This window comes from Streptomyces sp. CNT372, assembly GCF_000377145.1.
The window spans coordinates 390,064-405,078 of record NZ_KB897781.1; the positions used below are offsets into that span (position 1 = coordinate 390,064).

Sequence of the window (15,015 nt, forward strand, 5' to 3'; positions counted from 1 at the left end):
GGCCGGGGCGAGCAGGGACGGACGCCGGTCGGCCACGCGCGAGGTGGGGGCGTGACCGGCTGAGGCAGGCCGGCGGCGCGCGTCAGTCGATGCGGGCCGCGATCGTGCGGGCGCACTCCATCGCCTCGGTGCGCGTGGTGTCCACCTCCAGGTCGTAGAGCACGCCCCGGTGGACCAGTTCGGCCTGGGACGCGGCCATGCCGGGGGTGCGGTCGCCGCGGGCGATCTCGCGGCCCGCCGCCACCCCGGCGTCGCAGCGGACGCCGACCCAGAGCACCGGCAGGTGGCCCAGCGCCTGCTGCCATCGCCGCTGGGAGGACGCGCCGCCGAGGAAGACCTCGTCGACGATGACCCGGGCGCCCGCGCGGGCCATCGCGGCGACGCCCTCGATCCAGGCGGCCTCCAGCGTGCGGAAGGCCGGGCCGACGTGCACGCCGCCGTCCGGGGCGAACTCGATCCCGCCGTCCGCGGCCCGGATGGACGCCGGCATCGCGTCCACCAAGGTGTCCGTCCCGAGGGCCAGCCACGGGTCCGGCAGGACCGTCTGCAGGCAGCGGACGATGCCCGACTTTCCCGAGCTGGAACCACCGTTGAGCACGATCACGTGAGTCGTCACCGCGCCACGGTAGACGCACCGGATCGCGGAGCGCAGCGGATTTCCGGTGACGGGTACCGGGTCAGGCCGGCGGCGCCGCCAGGTCCGCGAGGAGGCGGGCCGCCTCGGACGGGGCGGTGAGCCACTTGAGGTGGCTGCCGGGGAGGGTACGGACGTCGTAGGGGTTGTCCGGGGTCAGTTCGTCGCCCTCGCGGATCAGGCGGTCCTGGAGGGCGAGGGGCAGGCTGGCGTCGTCGGCGAGGCGGACGTAGGTCTTCGGGATGCGGCCCCAGGTCGCGGCCCGGGCGCGGTCGGCGGAGGTGCCGACGTCGAGGTTCTCGTCCGGCTGGAAGGTGTTGAGGAAGGTCAGGAACTCCTCGTCGGTGCCGTCCGCGAGGAAGGCGGCCTTGAAGGCGGCGAGGGCCGCCGGGTCCGCCGTGCGGAAGTTGACGCGGAGGACGCCGAGTTCGGCCGGGTTGGCGCAGGCCGCCAGGGCCAGGGAGGCGGGGTCGACCGTCGCCATCTCCGGCTCGGCGTAGTAGTCGCCGACATCGAGCGCGACGGGGCACCAGGCGGAGACGTAGACGATCCGGTCGATCAGGTCCGGGCGCGCGTTGGCCGCCGCGGTGGCCGTGATGCCGCCGCGGCTGTGCGAGACGAGGACGACCGGGCCGTTCTCCTTGGCCCGCTCCAGGATGCGGATCAGGTGCGCCGCGTTGTCCGCGAGGGTGACGCCCTTGAGCGCACCGGGCGCGGTGGCCAGCGCGGCCGGGTCCTGCGGGGTCTGGTACGCGTGCAGATAGGTCGCGGCGAAACCGTGGCCGGGCAGGTCGACGGCGACCGAACGGTGGCCCAGCAGGCCGATTTCGGCCTGGAGCGGTGCGAAGGAGAAGGAGTTCGCGAACGCTCCGTGGACCAGGACGAACGTGGGTTGCATGACGGGCGACGCGCCTTTCGGTCGGTGTGCCGTACCGCCCGGGCGGGCCGGACGAGTCGGCCCGTCAGGCTAGTGGCTCAGGGGCCGCCGGCTCCACCGGGAGCGGTCCTTCCGCTTGCGCCGCCAGGTGTCACGGCCCCGCACGAGCGGTCCTTCCGCTTGTGCCGGCGGCGTCACGGCCCCGCGGACACCGGGTTCACGCACCCGGCGTCCGGTCAGCGGCCGTGCCAGTCGAGGCAGACGACCATGGCGTCGTCGTCGGCCTCGATGCGCCCCCGGTGGCTGGCGAGTTCCTGCAGGACCGCCCGGGGCACCTGGGAGGGCGGGATCAGGCGCGTGGCGGCCATGGCACGGACGAGCGCCTGCTCGCTGTACCGCTCGCCGGCCGGTGAGGCCACGTCGTACACGCCGTCGCTGAGGAAGAAGAAGCGATCGCCGGGCTCCGCGGTGAAGGACTGCGTGGTATAGACCGTGTCCTCGAACATGCCGAGGGGGAGCTGCGCCTCGAACTCGACCGGCTCCGCCCGGCCCTGCCTCAGCCGCCACATCTTCGGCGATCCCGCATCGATGATCTCGACCTGCCCGGTGTCCAGGTCGAAGCCCAGGAGGAGGACCGACACATGGGCGGCGCCCCGGTAGTGCCCGTAGATGGCCTGATCGGCGAGGTACGCCTGGTCGGCGAGGGACAGCCCGGCACGCCGGGCGTTGCGCAGCGCGTTGACCGCCAGGTTGGTCAGGAGGGCGGCCTCGATGCCCTCCCCCATGCCGTTGCTGACGGTCAGGGTGAGGTGGTCGGCGGAGGTGGACCAGTCGAAGTTGTCGCCGTGGATCGCGTAGGCGGGTTCGAGCTGCGCGCCGATCTCGTACTCCGGCCGGGAGCAGGAGCGGCCCGGCAGCAGCTGCCACTGCATCTCGGCCGCGAGGGTGAGCCTGCTGGCACGGCGCGCCTGGAGGTAGAGGTCGGTGTCGCGTTCGGCCACCATGATCTCGTGGCCGAGGATCTCCGCGACGTCCTCCAGCTCCGCCCCGGTCTCCGGGTCGTACCGGTCGCCGGGGAGGCGGACGGTCAGCACACCCAGCCGGTCCCCGCGCACGCTGACGGGCAGGTGCACCACCGCCTCGTCGCCGCCCGCTGTCGCCTCGACCTGTGGCTCCTGCGAGCCGAAGGCGCGCCCTGCCGCGCCGGCGTGCGCGGGCACGGACTCGGCGGTGAAGGGGAGGGCGCTGACCGGTTGCAGTATGGTCATCGCGTAGTCCGCCATGAACAGGTCCACGGAACGGGCACCGTAGTGTTCGGCGAGCGCATGCCGTACCGCGTCGAGAAGGGCGTGGGGAGAAGCTGCCCGCAGAGCGCGCTCTACGGTCGAGAGTCTGTCCACCGTGCGATGACCGCCTGTTCAGGGGGATTGAGCAAAAAGGAGTGTATGGCCTCTTATGTCCCGGAGACTGACAAGGCCGTTGCAAAGTGTCACAGTTGAGGGCATGCATTCCGAGACTTCTTCAGGCGCCGATCGGGATCGGGATGCGGCCGCGTCTGCCGTCGGGGAGGTCATCGAGCTTCTCGAGGTGTTGTGGAATCAGGGGAGGGACGCGACCTCGCCCGCCCCGGTCTCCTCCTCCCAGCTGCGCGTGCTGTACGTCCTGGACCGCGACCAGCCCATCAACCTGCGCACCCTGAGCGACGTGCTGGGCTCCGCCCCCTCGTCGGTGAGCCGCATGTGCGACCGGCTCGACGCCCTGGGCTTCGTCCAGCGGGCCGCGAGCACCGCCAGCCGCCGGGAGATCGAACTGCGCCTGTCCGCCAGGGGCCGGACCTACCTGCGGGAACTGCGGGGCCGGAGGGAGGCGGCGCTGCTCCACGTGATCGCCGCCATGCCGGCGGGGGAGCGGGCGGCACTGGCGGCCGGCCTGAGGGGCTTCCGCGTCGCCTTCGACCGCGCCTCCCCCGGCACGGGGGCGAGCGCGACGGAGGCGGAGTCCGCCTGACCGCTCCGGTCTCGCGCCATGTGACCCCCCAAGTCCGCCGACCTCCACTCCCAGGCGCACTCCCCCGGTCCGGGCCGTGGACACGGCAGTCCGGGTTCGCGCCGCTCAAGAGTCTTCCCTCTGCCGCTGATTGTCAAACGGCAACTGTTTCCACGCGTTAATCAACCCTGGGGAGGCGGCCGGCCACGTCCCGTCACCGCTCCGGGCAGGTGTCATCGCCCGTGGCCGTCGCCCGCCGCAGGTGCCTCTCCGCGAGGGCGCAGGCGTCCAGGACGCCGGCCAGGGACTCCGGGGACCGGGGCAGGGCTCCGGCGAGGGACGCGGCCCGGCGGGCCCGCATCCGGGCCAGCGCCTGCGCCCCGGACCGGGTCAGCTCCAGGAACCGGCGGCGGCGGTCGCCCGCCCCGGAGCGCCTGACCAGGAGGCCCTCGTCCTCCAGTTCCCGGCAGAGGCGGCTGGCGGAAGGGAGCGTGGCTCCCAGCACGGCGGCCAGGCCGGTGACCCCCAGCCCCTCGCACCGGTCGACCGCCGCCAGCGCGCGCACGGACAGGGGGAACTCCGGGACGGGGACCGTGTCCGCGTACTCCGACAGGGCCACGAGGGCGGCGGCCAGCCGCTCCGCCTCCTCACCCCTCCCGGCCGCCGTGCCCGCTTCCTCCGCACTGCCGCCGTCCATGCCTCACCCGGGCTCGTCGCTGGTCGCCTACGTCTGTGCTGGTGCCCGGAACGGGCTGCCGTAAGCGGCCGACCGGGGTTACGGCCTCTCCCGGCCCGGGGTAAGTTTGCCGCGCGACAACTATTGCCGAGGTGGATGAAATGAACGCCAGTGAGCCGGAGGCTCGCAAGCTCGTCCTCACCGCGCTGCGGGACCAGCCCGAGAGCGTTGCCGACCGCTGGGTGCAGCTCCAGACCGAGCGGGCGGACCCGGGACCCGGACTCACCGAGCCGGATCTGCGCGAGGAGGCGGACGGTCTCGTCGACACCCTGCGCACCGCACTCGAGGACGACCGGACGCCGGCGGGAGCGATCGCCGCGCAGTCCGTCCTGCACCAGGCGGTCGTCGACCTCTCGTCGCGCCGCGCACGGTGCGGGGCGACCCCCACGGCCACCTTCCTGGCGGTGCTGGCGCTGAAGGAGGCCCTCCTCGAGGCCGTGCAGCGCACGACCCACGACGCCGACGCCCTGTACGCGGCGGCACTGCTCGTCAACCGGGTCCTGGACGGAGCCGGAGCGGTGTCGTTCGAGACCTACGTGGAGGGGCGCGAGGAGATCATCAGACGGCAGAGCCGTCAGCTGCTCGAGGTCTCCACACCGGTGGTGCGTCTGTGGGACCGGATTCTCGCCGTGCCGCTGATCGGCACCCTGGACACGACTCGGACCCAGATCGTGATGGAGAGCCTCCTGGAGGCCATCCAGCGGGACGAGGCACGGGTCGCCATCATCGACATCACCGGCGTGCCGACGGTCGACACCGCCGTGGCCCACCACCTCATGCAGACGGTGAACGCCGTTCGTCTGATGGGGGCGGACTGTCTGATCAGCGGCATCCGGCCGCCGATCGCCCAGATGATCGCGCAGCTCGGTATCGACCTGTCGCCGATCCTGACCCGGGCGACCGTCGCCGACGCGCTGGCCGCCGCCATGGCGCTGACCGAAGAGGCGGACCGGCGCGCCGGGGCAACGGTGGAGCGTTGAACGGCTCCGCCGGCGCGGGCGTCCCCATCCTGCGTCTCGGGGACGTCCTGGTGACCGGTCTGCTCAGCGAGCTCGACGACAGAGCCGCCGTGGCCTTCACCGAGGAGCTGACGGAGCGGATCGTCGGCGACCGCGCGCGCGGCGTCCTGATCGACATCTCGCGGCTGGAGATCATCGACTCCTACGTCGCCAGAACCCTCATGGAACTGACCGTCACGGCCCGCCTCCTGGGCGCGAGAGTCGTGGTGGCCGGCATGAGGCCCGCCGTCTCGATCACCCTGGTGGAGCTCGGACTGCGGCTCGACGGAGTGGAGACCGCTCTCAACGCCGAACAGGGCATGACCGCCCTGGGCTGGTTCCGGGCCCGCCGACCCCACGAAGGGCATGCCGATGCTCCCCCGCGGTGACGTGGACGAATCCCCGCACGCCGGGTCGGACTCCGGCGCCACTGAGCGACCCGAGTGCGCCACCCATCCCCTGCGTTCCGAGAAGGACCTCCTGGCGCTCCGGCACGCCGTGCGCGCGGCGACGGTCCGCGCCGGTTTCGGTCTCGTGGACCAGACGCGGGTGGTGACCGCGGCCAGCGAACTGGCCCGCAACGCCTACACGCACGGGAGGGGCGGGGACTGCCAGGTCGAGATCGTCCACGGGGCCGGGCGGACCGGAGTACGCCTGACGGTCGTCGACCACGGCCCCGGGATCGCGGAACTCGACCGGGCGTTCACGGACGGCTACACCACCGGGCCCGGCCTCGGTCACGGCCTGGGAGGCGCCCGTCGCCTCATGGACGAGTTCGACGTGGACACGGCTCCCGGGCTGGGCACCACCATCGTCGCGGTCCGGTGGAGCACGCGGCTGTGACGCCCCCTCCGTGGCAGCCTGCCGTCTCCGTGCCGATCGACCACCACAGCGCGGTGCCCGTCGCCGCCGCACGCGCCCGCGAGGTGGCCCGGGCATGCGGCCTGCCCGGCTTCCTGCCCGACCGGGCGGCGGTACTGGCCAGCGAACTGGCGAGCAATGCCGACAAGCACGCGCGCGGAGGGACGGTCTACGTCCAGCCCGCCGCGGCCGGCCACGGGATGGACCTCCTCGGTGTGGACCGGGGTCCGGGCATCCCGGACCTCGATCTGAGCTTCACCGACGGGTACACCACGACCAACACCCTCGGCGCCGGGCTCGGCGCGATACGGCGTATCGCCACCAGTTTCACGATCCGTTCCCAGGCCGCGTACGGCACCCTCGCACACGCCTGGCTCGCCGCCCCGCGCGCCGCGGAGCGGCCGGCGCCCCCGGTCAGCGCCCTGTGCCTGCCGGCTGCCGGGCAGTTGCTGTGTGGGGACGCCTACGCCGTCGTCCCGCACGCGGACACGTGCACCGCCCTCGTGCTCGACGGGCTGGGGCACGGTCCCGACGCCGCCGCGGCCGTGCAGCGGGCCGTGCGGGCGTTCCGTCCGCTCGCCGGCCACGACCTTCCCGGCATTCTGAACGGCCTGCACCGGGCGCTGCGGCACACCCGCGGTGCCGCGGCGGCGGTCGTGCGCCGCCGGGGCGACCGGGCGCAGTACTGCGGCGTCGGCAACATCCGCGCACTGGCGCTGTCACCCGGCGGTGTCCACCAGCAGCTCATCGGCCGGCCCGGCATCGTCGGCTACAACATGCCCGTGCCGCAGACGCAGGTGCTGGACCTGAGCGCCCCGGGTTCCGTCGCCCTCGTGCACACCGACGGCGTCGAGCACCGGTGGACACGCGACGCCACACCCTTCCAACTGCACCTGCCCCCGGCACTGCTGGCCGCCTCCCTGATCCACAACCACCGCCGGGACCGGGACGACGCCACCGTCCTCGTCCTCGGCCCCACGCCAGGACCGACATGTCACGTGACACCATCCGGACCCTGACGGCCCTGCGACGCGCTGCCCGCACCATCGCCGTCTCCCACCACCTCACGGCGGAGCACCGGGGCAGACTCGTCGTGTCCCTGGCCCACGTGGCCGCGGGCGCGCTGGAGCGAGGGAGACTCGTCCGGCTCACCGCCCGCAGCGAGGCCGCCGCGTCCGGCGCCGACCGGCTGGTCGTGACCCTCCGCCTGCCGCGGTCCGCCGCCCTCCCGCGGGCCGTGGACCCCGGACGGCTGCCCCTGCCCGGGCAGCGCGCCCCCGACGGCACCGTCGTGTGGACCCTGCCGGTCCAGCGGCCCGCCGTCCGGAACGCCACCGGGGCCGAAAGTCCTGCGGGCGCCGGTCCCCCCGGTGCGCGCCCGCCCGCCGCCTGCCGTCCGACCGCCTCACCCGCGACGGCCCCGGAGGCAGACCGCGCGCTGGCCGACGAGGAGCTCCGGGCCGCCCTGGGCCGGGCCGACGCCCTCGCCGCGGAGCACCGGCGGCTGGAGCACGAACTCGCGCAGACCAACAGCGGGGTGCTGGCGCTCTACGTCCAGCTCGACGAGCGCGACCAGCAGCTCAGACGGGCACACGGGCAGGCGCTGCGCGCCCTGGAGGACGCGCTGCGTCCCCGGCCGCTCCACGTCGACGGGCTCGAACTCGCCGTGCACTACGCGCCCGCCTACGAGGAGGACCCCACCGGCGGTGACCTGTACGACTGGTTCACCCTGCCCGACGGGAGCGTGCACATCACCGTCGTCGACGCGCTCGGCCACGGCGTCGCCGGGACCCGGACGGCGCTCGCCGTGATCCACGCCGTGCGCACCCTGGCCCTGGAGGGCCACAGCCTGGAGTCGATCGTGGAACGCACCGACCGGGTCCTCGCCCCCGTCGACCACGACGTCATGGCGACCGTCCTCCTCGCCCGGGTCGACCCGGCGACGCGGGAGCTGAGGCTGGCCAACGGCAGCCACCCGCCCGCCCTCCTCGTCCGAGCCGACGGCACCGGTGGGTTCCTGGAGGTCCGCGGCCGCGGTATCGGCTACCCGAAACCCGGCAGCGAGGGCGTCCTCAGCACCACTCTGGCCCCCGGAGACCTGCTGGTCCTCTACACCGACGGCCTCACGGAAAGCCGCCGCAGCCCCATCGAGGGCGAGCGGATCCTCCTGCGGGCGGCCCGGCGCCACCGCGGCGAACCGACCGCCGGCATCCCCCGGAACATCGCCACGGACATCCTCACGGACGTCCTGCACCCCGACGACACGCTGGCACTGGCGGTCCGTCTCACGGGATGACACCCCGGGTCCACCGCCGCCGGCTCACCCCGCCCCCGGGTCCTGGACCGCGTACGGGACGAAGGTGCTGCGGTTCTCGTCGACGGCGAGGGGGCGGCCGAGGGACGGGACCGAGCGCTGGGGGCAGTCGAGGCGTTCGCAGACGCGGCAGCCCATGCCGATCGGGGTCGCGGCGGCGGCGTTGTCCAGGTCGAGTCCGTCGGAGTAGACGAGGCGGGAGGCGTGGCGGATCTCGCAGCCGAGGCCGATGGCGAAGGTCTTGCCCGGCTCCCCCCAGCCGCCCCGGTGGCGGGTGACCGTGCGCGCGGTCCACAGGTAGCGGCGGCCGTCCGGCATGGCGGCGATCTGGACATGGATGCGGCCGGGTGAGGCGAAGGCCTCGTACACGTTCCACAGCGGGCAGGTGCCGCCGGCGCGGGAGAAGTGGAACGCGGTCGCGGACTGGCGCTTGGACATGTTGCCCGCGCGGTCGACGCGGACGAAGGAGAACGGAACCCCGCGCAGCCGGGGCCGCTGGAGGGTGCTCAGGCGGTGGCACACCGTCTCGTAGCCGAGGCCGAAGCGGTCGGTGAGGAGCTCGATGTCGTATCGGACCTCCTCCGCCGCCGCGTGGAAGTCCCGGTACGGGAGGATCAGCGCGGCGGCGAAGTAGTTGGCGATGCCGATGCGGGCCAGGGACCAGGCCGTCGAGCCCTCGTCGTAGTCCTCGGAGGCGAGGGCGGAGATGCCGTCGGCGTGTTCCAGCAGGGCGAGCTGGGTCGCCATCCGGAACGCCTGCTGCCCCGGGCGCAGTTGGCCGCCCAGGTGCAGGATGCGGTCGCCGGCGTCGTACTGGTGCAGGGCGTCGCCCCCGGTGGCGATGCGGACGCCGTGGCGGTCGGCCAGCCGGGCGGAGAGCGCCCGCAGGACCTCGCCGCGGCGCAGGCCGATCGCCCGGGCCAGCTCCTCGGCGGCGAGGTCGGTCTCGTGCAGGTAGTTCTGGCGGCGGTAGAAGAACTCGCGGATCTCCTCGTGCGGGGAGCGCGGCGCGTCGGGCGACGGGGCCGCGCCCCGGCCCTCGGCGGCTTCGGCGAGGCGTTCCGCCAGGGCATGGCCGCGGCGGCCCAGGTCGAGGAGGACGGCCGCGACCGCCGGCATCCGGGAGGCCAGCTCGGCGAGGTCGGCGGCGGAGACGCGGCCGGCCTCCACCTCCCCCGCGAGGGCCTCGCGGAGGTCGGCGACCATGCGCGTGGTGTCCCGTTCCGAGAAGAAGCCGGGGTCGACGCCGAACACCTCGGTCAGGCGCAGCAGCACCGGCACGGTCAGCGGGCGGGCGTCGTGCTCCATCTGGTTCAGATAGCTCGGGGAGATCGCCAGCATCCGGGCCAGCTCTGCCTGGGAGAGGCGGCGCTCCTCGCGGAGCCGGCGCAGCCGCGGTCCGGCGTAGGTCTTGCTCACGTCCGCCTCGTCTCCCTCGTGCCGGTCCCGGTCCGGCTACGGCTACGGCTATCCACGTTCCGTCCGGTCCGTCCGGTCCGGCCGTGTCCCGTCCGGCCCGGTCCGGCTCACTCGCGCGCGGGCCGGTTCCGGAGCCCCCGGGGCCCGCCGCCGGGTCCGTGCCGCGCCGATCCGATCCGATCCGATCGGATCGTAGGCCGGATCCAGCCACCGCGACCATTGGCAAAGTTGGCAAAACGCCGCCCCCGCGTTCACAGAAGTTGGCAGAGGTCCATGGTTGATGGCACTCAGTGCCAGTGCCAGAGTCGTACTGCGGCCCGCCGGACCCGGTTGCCGAGCCGGTCGGGAAGACAGCGATTTCATGCCCTGACGTCGCCTTCTCGACCTCTCCCAACGGACACCGGCGCACATTGCTCACCTCTCCGCACCTCGGGACCGGGGCCGGGGAGCCTCCCGGCGGGTCGCACTGACGACACACACAGCGGCACTGCACGGCACTCAGTGACACCAAGTGACACCCATCCGCTCCGTTCACAAACCGAGCGGTTCACACGACCCGGGAGACGGTCATGGCACAGGCAGACACGACGACGGCGGCCCAGGAGCTGGCACGGCGGTGGGCCGAGGACCCGCGCTGGAAGGGCATCGAGCGCACCTACGGCGCCGAGGACGTGATCCGGCTGTCCGGCAGCGTCCGCGAGGAGCACACCCTCGCCCGCCGCGGCGCCGAGCGCCTGTGGCGACAGCTCCACTCCCAGGACTACATCCACGCCCTCGGCGCGCTCACCGGCGGCCAGGCCGTGCAGATGGTCAAGGCGGGCCTCCAGGCCATCTACCTCTCCGGCTGGCAGGTCGCCGCCGACGCCAACCAGGCCGGCCACACCTACCCGGACCAGAGCCTCTACCCGGTCAACTCGGTGCCGCAGGTCGTCCGCCGGATCAACAACGCGCTGCTGCGCGCCGACCAGATCGCCACGGCCGAGGGCGGCACGGACACCACCGACTGGCTGGCGCCGATCGTCGCCGACGCCGAGGCCGGGTTCGGCGGCCCGCTGACGCGTACGCCCGGCACCTGGTGCGTCACGCCGGCCACCCGGGCGGCGCGCGATGACCGGGGCGGGGGCCGTCGCCACCCCGGGGGCGGGGGCCGGGGGCTCGTCGGGCGCGGGGGCCGTCGCCGCCCCGGGGGCGGGGGCCGGAGGCGCGTCCGGCGCGGGGGCCGTCGCCGCCCCGGGGGCAGGGACCGGAGGCGCGTCCGGCTCCGCGCCCGGACACGGGGCGTCGGACATCCGGCGGGTCGGGGTGGTCGGCGGCGGGCAGATGGGCGCCGGCATAGCGGAGGTGTGCGCCCGGGCCGGGCTGGACACCCTCGTCCGCGAGGCCGACACGGTGGCCGCCCGCACCGCGCGGGAGCGGACCGCGATGTCCCTGGAGCGTGCGGTGCAGCGCCGCAAGCTGGACCGCCTCTCGGCCGAGGACGCCCTCGCCCGGACCGTGTTCACCGCCGACATGGACGCGCTGGCGGATCGTCAGCTCGTCGTGGAGGCGGTCGTCGAGAACGCGGCGGCCAAGACCGAGGTCTTCGCCGCCCTCGACAAGATCGTGGCCGATCCGGAGGCGGTCCTCACCACCAACACCTCGTCCATCCCCGTGATGCGCCTCGGCATGGCGACCGGCCGTGCGGACCGGGTGGTGGGGCTGCACTTCTTCAACCCCGTACCGGTGCTGCCGCTGGTCGAGGTGGTCACCTCGCTGCACACCGCACCCGCCACGGCCGCCGCGGTGGAGGACTTCGCCACGCACACGCTGGGCAAGACGGTGGTGCGCGCGCAGGACCGGGCCGGTTTCGTGGTCAACGCGCTGCTGGTGCCCTACCTGCTGTCGGCGATCCGGATGGCCGAGTCCGGCTTCGCGACCGCGGCCGACGTGGACGCCGGGATGGAGCTGGGCTGCGCCCATCCGATGGGCCCGCTGAAACTCGCGGACCTGATCGGGCTCGACACGGTGGCCTCGATCGCGCAGTCTCTGTACGACGAGTTCAAGGAACCCCTGTACGCCCCTCCCCCGCTGCTCCGGCGGATGGTGGAGGCCGGCCTGCTGGGCCGCAAGAACGGGCGGGGGTTCCACACCTACGACCGGGGGTGACCCCGGGGCCTGCGACCGGGGGCGACCCCGGGCAGAGACGGCCGGGGTTGAGGGACCCCGGTGCGAGGCAGCCGGGACCTGAGGGGGTCCGTACGCTGCCGCTGTGGAGGCGGGCGCGGGGCGGTACGAGTGAGCCGCCCCGCGCCCGCCGTGCGTCCGGCCGTGCGTCCCGCCGCCCCGGCTCACGCGGCTGACACGGGAGCGCAGTCCCTGGGCCCGGCGGCCTCCGGGGCGGAGGGCGGGGCGGCCCGCCGCGAGCGCGGCCCGACCGGGCCGCGTGTCTCATTTCAACGTCCGTCTGGTGGACTTCCTCCCCGTGACCAGGTCCCCCGGTCTACGCTGGCCCGTGCAGCTGGTTCGCCCCGTCAGCCAGGCGGGAGGCGTCGCAAGAGGGAACCCGGTGGGAATCCGGGACTGCCCCGCAGCGGTGAGCGGGAACGACCGCCGTCACATGCACTGGGCCCGTACAAGGGGCCCGGGAAGCGACGGCCAGTAGGTGGCCTGACGTCGTCAGGACGTGCCCGCGAGTCCGAAGACCTGCCACTGCCCGTGCGCGACAGTCGCGCGCGGAGACCTCGGTGACCTCGCGGGTGGGTCGGCGGCAGCGGTGGCACGGGTGTCCGTGCGCCCGCTCCTTCGTGTACCCGTGGCGTGGCCGGGGTTGTTCACACAACTCGCGAAGGAGAGTTCCGTGACACCGAAGTCCGCAGCCGCGGCAGCAGGCGCCACCCTCTACGGCTACCCCCGCCAGGGGCGGAACCGGGAACTGAAGAAGGCGATCGAGGGGTACTGGAAGGGCCGGGTCACGGCCGAGGCCCTGCACGAGACCGCCGCCGGTCTGCGCCGCACCCACTGGCAGCGGCTCGCCGCCGCCGGCGTCCACGAGGTCCCCACCGGTGACTTCTCCTTCTACGACCACGTCCTGGACACCTCCGTCATGGTCGGCGCGATCCCCGGGCGGCACCGCGACGCGGTCGCGGCGGACGCCCTGGACGGCTACTTCGCCATGGCCCGCGGCACCCAGCAGGTCGCCCCGCTGGAGATGACCAAGTGGTTCGACACCAACTACCACTACCTGGTGCCCGAGCTGGGCCCGGACACCGTCTTCACGGCCGACCCGGCCAAGCAGGTCGCCGAACTCAAGGAAGCCCTCGCCCTGGGCCTCACGCCACGCCCGGTGCTCGTCGGACCCGTCACCTACCTCCTGCTCGCCAAGCCCGCCCCCGGGGTCGCCGCCGACTTCGACCCGCTGACCCTCCTGGACCGGCTGCTTCCGGTGTACGCGGAGGTGCTGGCCGACCTGCGGGCCGCCGGCGCCGAGTGGGCGCAGCTCGACGAGCCCGCCCTGGTGCAGGACCGCACCCCCGCCGAACTGAACGCCGCCGCCCGGGCCTACCGCGAGCTCGGCGGGCTCGCGGACCGGCCGAAGCTGCTGGTCGCCTCCTACTTCGACCGGCTCGGCGACGCCCTCCCGGTCCTCGCCAAGGCCCCCGTCGACGGTCTCGCCCTGGACTTCACCGGGCCCGCCGCCGCCAACCTGGACGCCCTCGCGGCGGCCGGCGGACTGCCCGGCAAGCGGCTGGTCGCCGGTGTCGTGGACGGCCGCAACATCTGGATCAACGACCTGGAGAAGTCACTCACCACCCTGGGCACCCTGCTCGGGCTGGCCGGCCGGGTCGACGTCGCGGCCTCCTGCTCCCTGCTGCACGTCCCGTTCGACGCGGCCGCCGAGCGGGACATCGACCCGCAGGTGCTGCGCTGGCTGGCCTTCGCCGAGCAGAAGACCGCCGAGATCGTCACCCTGGCCACCGGGCTCAGCCGGGGCACCGGCGCGATCGCCGCCGAACTCGCCGCCAACCGGGCCGACCTGGCCTCCCGCGCCGGCTCCCCCCTCACCCGGGACCCGGCCGTGCGCGCCCGTACCGCCGCGATCACCGACACCGACGGCCGCCGCTCCCAGCCGTACGCCGACCGCACCGCCGCCCAGCGGGCGCACCTGGGTCTGCCGCTGCTGCCGACCACCACCATCGGCTCCTTCCCGCAGACCGCGGAACTGCGCACCGCCCGCGCCGACCTGCGCGCCGGGCGGATCGACACCGCCGGGTACGAGGAGCGCATCAGGACCGAGATCCAGGAGGTGCTCTCCTTCCAGGAGAAGGCCGGGCTGGACGTCCTGGTGCACGGCGAACCCGAGCGCAACGACATGGTCCAGTACTTCGCCGAGCAGCTCACCGGCTATCTGGCCACCCAGCACGGCTGGGTCCAGTCGTACGGCACCCGTTACGTCCGGCCCCCGATCCTGGCGGGGGACATCTCCCGTCCCGAGGCGATGACGGTCCGCTGGACGACGTACGCGCAGTCGCTCACCGGACGGCCCGTCAAGGGCATGCTCACCGGCCCGGTGACCATGCTCGCCTGGTCCTTCGTCCGCGACGACCAGCCGCTGGGCGAGACCGCCCGCCAGGTGGCGCTGGCCCTGCGCGACGAGGTGGACGACCTGGAGGCCGCGGGCACCTCGGTGATCCAGGTCGACGAGCCGGCGCTGCGCGAGACCCTGCCGCTGCGGGCGGCCGACCACGCCGCGTACCTGGCGTGGGCGACCGAGGCGTTCCGCCTGACCACCAGCGGGGTGCGGCCGGAGACGCAGATCCACACGCACATGTGCTACGCGGAGTTCGGGGACATCGTCCAGGCGATCGACGACCTCGACGCGGACGTGATCAGCCTGGAGGCGGCCCGCTCGCACATGCAGGTCGCGCACGAACTGGCCGCCCACGGCTACCCGCGCGAGGCCGGGCCGGGTGTCTACGACATCCACTCGCCCCGGGTGCCGGACGCGGCTGAGGCCGCCGCACTGCTGCGCACCGGGCTGAAGGCGATCCCGGCCGAGCGGCTGTGGGTGAACCCGGACTGCGGTCTGAAGACCCGGGGCTGGCCGGAGACCCGGGCCTCCCTGGAGAACCTGGTCGCCGCCGCGCGCACGGTCCGCGAGGAGCTGTCCCGCGACGGCGGCTGAGCCGCGCGGCCCCGGGCCCGGGAAGCCCC

General features: G+C 73.9%; 13 protein-coding genes, 1 pseudogene and 1 riboswitch. Of the genes and pseudogenes, 9 read left to right on the forward strand and 5 right to left on the reverse strand.

Annotated elements, in window-relative coordinates:
• Positions 1–82: 82 nt before the first annotated feature.
• The 3 genes from cpt to C593_RS0114545 all read right to left on the reverse strand — a co-directional run bounded on the left by cpt (position 83) and on the right by C593_RS0114545 (position 2,806).
• Entirely contained in the window at positions 83–604 is a 522-nt protein-coding gene (cpt, locus tag C593_RS0114535) for a chloramphenicol phosphotransferase CPT (RefSeq protein WP_018848027.1), read from the reverse strand.
• 73 nt (positions 605–677) lie between these two features.
• Positions 678–1,532: an alpha/beta fold hydrolase gene (locus C593_RS0114540; protein ID WP_018848028.1), complete on the reverse strand. Its 855-nt coding sequence runs from the start codon at positions 1,530–1,532 to the stop codon at positions 678–680.
• 215 nt (positions 1,533–1,747) lie between these two features.
• On the reverse strand, positions 1,748–2,806 hold the full coding sequence (locus tag C593_RS0114545) for a PP2C family protein-serine/threonine phosphatase (protein ID WP_018848029.1): 1,059 nt from the start codon (positions 2,804–2,806) through the stop codon (positions 1,748–1,750).
• Positions 2,807–3,014: 208 nt separating this feature from the next.
• On the opposite strand from C593_RS0114545, the gene C593_RS0114550 reads away from it, so the two are divergent.
• Entirely contained in the window at positions 3,015–3,518 is a 504-nt protein-coding gene (locus C593_RS0114550; RefSeq protein ID WP_037745872.1) for a MarR family transcriptional regulator, read from the forward strand.
• A gap of 193 nt (positions 3,519–3,711) precedes the next feature.
• Here C593_RS0114550 and C593_RS31020 read toward each other — a convergent pair whose 3' ends face one another.
• Positions 3,712–4,194 carry a MarR family transcriptional regulator gene (locus tag C593_RS31020; RefSeq protein ID WP_018848031.1) on the reverse strand — a complete coding sequence of 161 codons (483 nt, stop codon included), beginning with the start codon at positions 4,192–4,194 and terminating at the stop codon, positions 3,712–3,714.
• Between the two features lie 140 nt (positions 4,195–4,334).
• Here C593_RS31020 and C593_RS0114560 point away from each other — a divergent pair, with 140 nt between their 5' ends.
• The 5 genes from C593_RS0114560 to C593_RS0114580 are packed head-to-tail and all read left to right on the forward strand — an operon-like array spanning position 4,335 to position 8,388.
• Positions 4,335–5,213, forward strand: a complete 879-nt coding sequence (locus C593_RS0114560) for an STAS domain-containing protein (RefSeq protein ID WP_018848032.1) — start codon at positions 4,335–4,337, stop codon at positions 5,211–5,213.
• Positions 5,210–5,620: an STAS domain-containing protein gene (locus C593_RS0114565; RefSeq protein WP_018848033.1), complete on the forward strand. Its 411-nt coding sequence runs from the start codon at positions 5,210–5,212 to the stop codon at positions 5,618–5,620. Before C593_RS0114560 ends, C593_RS0114565 begins: the two co-directional genes overlap by 4 nt.
• Positions 5,598–6,074, forward strand: coding sequence for an ATP-binding protein (locus C593_RS0114570; protein WP_020610312.1), 477 nt, complete (start codon positions 5,598–5,600; stop codon positions 6,072–6,074). Before C593_RS0114565 ends, C593_RS0114570 begins: the two co-directional genes overlap by 23 nt.
• On the forward strand, positions 6,071–7,111 hold the full coding sequence (locus C593_RS0114575; protein WP_018848035.1) for a SpoIIE family protein phosphatase: 1,041 nt from the start codon (positions 6,071–6,073) through the stop codon (positions 7,109–7,111). Before C593_RS0114570 ends, C593_RS0114575 begins: the two co-directional genes overlap by 4 nt.
• On the forward strand, positions 7,084–8,388 hold the full coding sequence (locus tag C593_RS0114580) for a PP2C family protein-serine/threonine phosphatase (RefSeq protein WP_018848036.1): 1,305 nt from the start codon (positions 7,084–7,086) through the stop codon (positions 8,386–8,388). The genes C593_RS0114575 and C593_RS0114580 overlap by 28 nt, the downstream gene beginning before the upstream one ends.
• A 24-nt stretch (positions 8,389–8,412) precedes the next feature.
• Here C593_RS0114580 and C593_RS0114585 read toward each other — a convergent pair whose 3' ends face one another.
• Positions 8,413–9,825 carry an XRE family transcriptional regulator gene (locus tag C593_RS0114585; RefSeq protein ID WP_018848037.1) on the reverse strand — a complete coding sequence of 471 codons (1,413 nt, stop codon included), beginning with the start codon at positions 9,823–9,825 and terminating at the stop codon, positions 8,413–8,415.
• Between the two features lie 605 nt (positions 9,826–10,430).
• Here C593_RS0114585 and C593_RS31715 point away from each other — a divergent pair.
• The 3 genes and pseudogenes from C593_RS31715 to metE form a co-directional block, all read left to right on the forward strand.
• A pseudogene (locus C593_RS31715) lies at positions 10,431–10,880 on the forward strand (beta/alpha barrel domain-containing protein); the annotation flags it as partial.
• A gap of 52 nt (positions 10,881–10,932) precedes the next feature.
• Positions 10,933–11,970 (forward strand): 3-hydroxybutyryl-CoA dehydrogenase, encoded by a 1,038-nt coding sequence (locus C593_RS0114595; protein WP_018848039.1) that lies wholly within the window; start codon positions 10,933–10,935, stop codon positions 11,968–11,970.
• A 335-nt stretch (positions 11,971–12,305) separates the two neighbouring features.
• A riboswitch (cobalamin riboswitch) is annotated at positions 12,306–12,529 on the forward strand.
• A 132-nt stretch (positions 12,530–12,661) separates the two neighbouring features.
• On the forward strand, positions 12,662–14,986 hold the full coding sequence (gene metE / locus C593_RS0114600; protein WP_018848040.1) for a 5-methyltetrahydropteroyltriglutamate--homocysteine S-methyltransferase: 2,325 nt from the start codon (positions 12,662–12,664) through the stop codon (positions 14,984–14,986).
• Positions 14,987–15,015: the final 29 nt, after the last annotated feature.

Bases quoted from the DNA above. Each gene is read 5' to 3' on its own strand.
- C593_RS0114560 (WP_018848032.1), top strand. From the start codon at position 4,335: ATGAACGCCAGTGAGCCGGAGGCTCGCAAGCTCGTCCTCACCGCGCTG.
- C593_RS0114540 (WP_018848028.1), bottom strand. From the start codon at position 1,532: ATGCAACCCACGTTCGTCCTGGTCCACGGAGCGTTCGCGAACTCCTTC.
- C593_RS0114580 (WP_018848036.1), top strand. From the start codon at position 7,084: ATGTCACGTGACACCATCCGGACCCTGACGGCCCTGCGACGCGCTGCC.
- C593_RS0114550 (WP_037745872.1), top strand. From the start codon at position 3,015: ATGCATTCCGAGACTTCTTCAGGCGCCGATCGGGATCGGGATGCGGCC.
- C593_RS0114570 (WP_020610312.1), top strand. From the start codon at position 5,598: ATGCCGATGCTCCCCCGCGGTGACGTGGACGAATCCCCGCACGCCGGG.
- C593_RS31020 (WP_018848031.1), bottom strand. From the start codon at position 4,194: ATGGACGGCGGCAGTGCGGAGGAAGCGGGCACGGCGGCCGGGAGGGGT.
- C593_RS0114595 (WP_018848039.1), top strand. From the start codon at position 10,933: ATGACCGGGGCGGGGGCCGTCGCCACCCCGGGGGCGGGGGCCGGGGGC.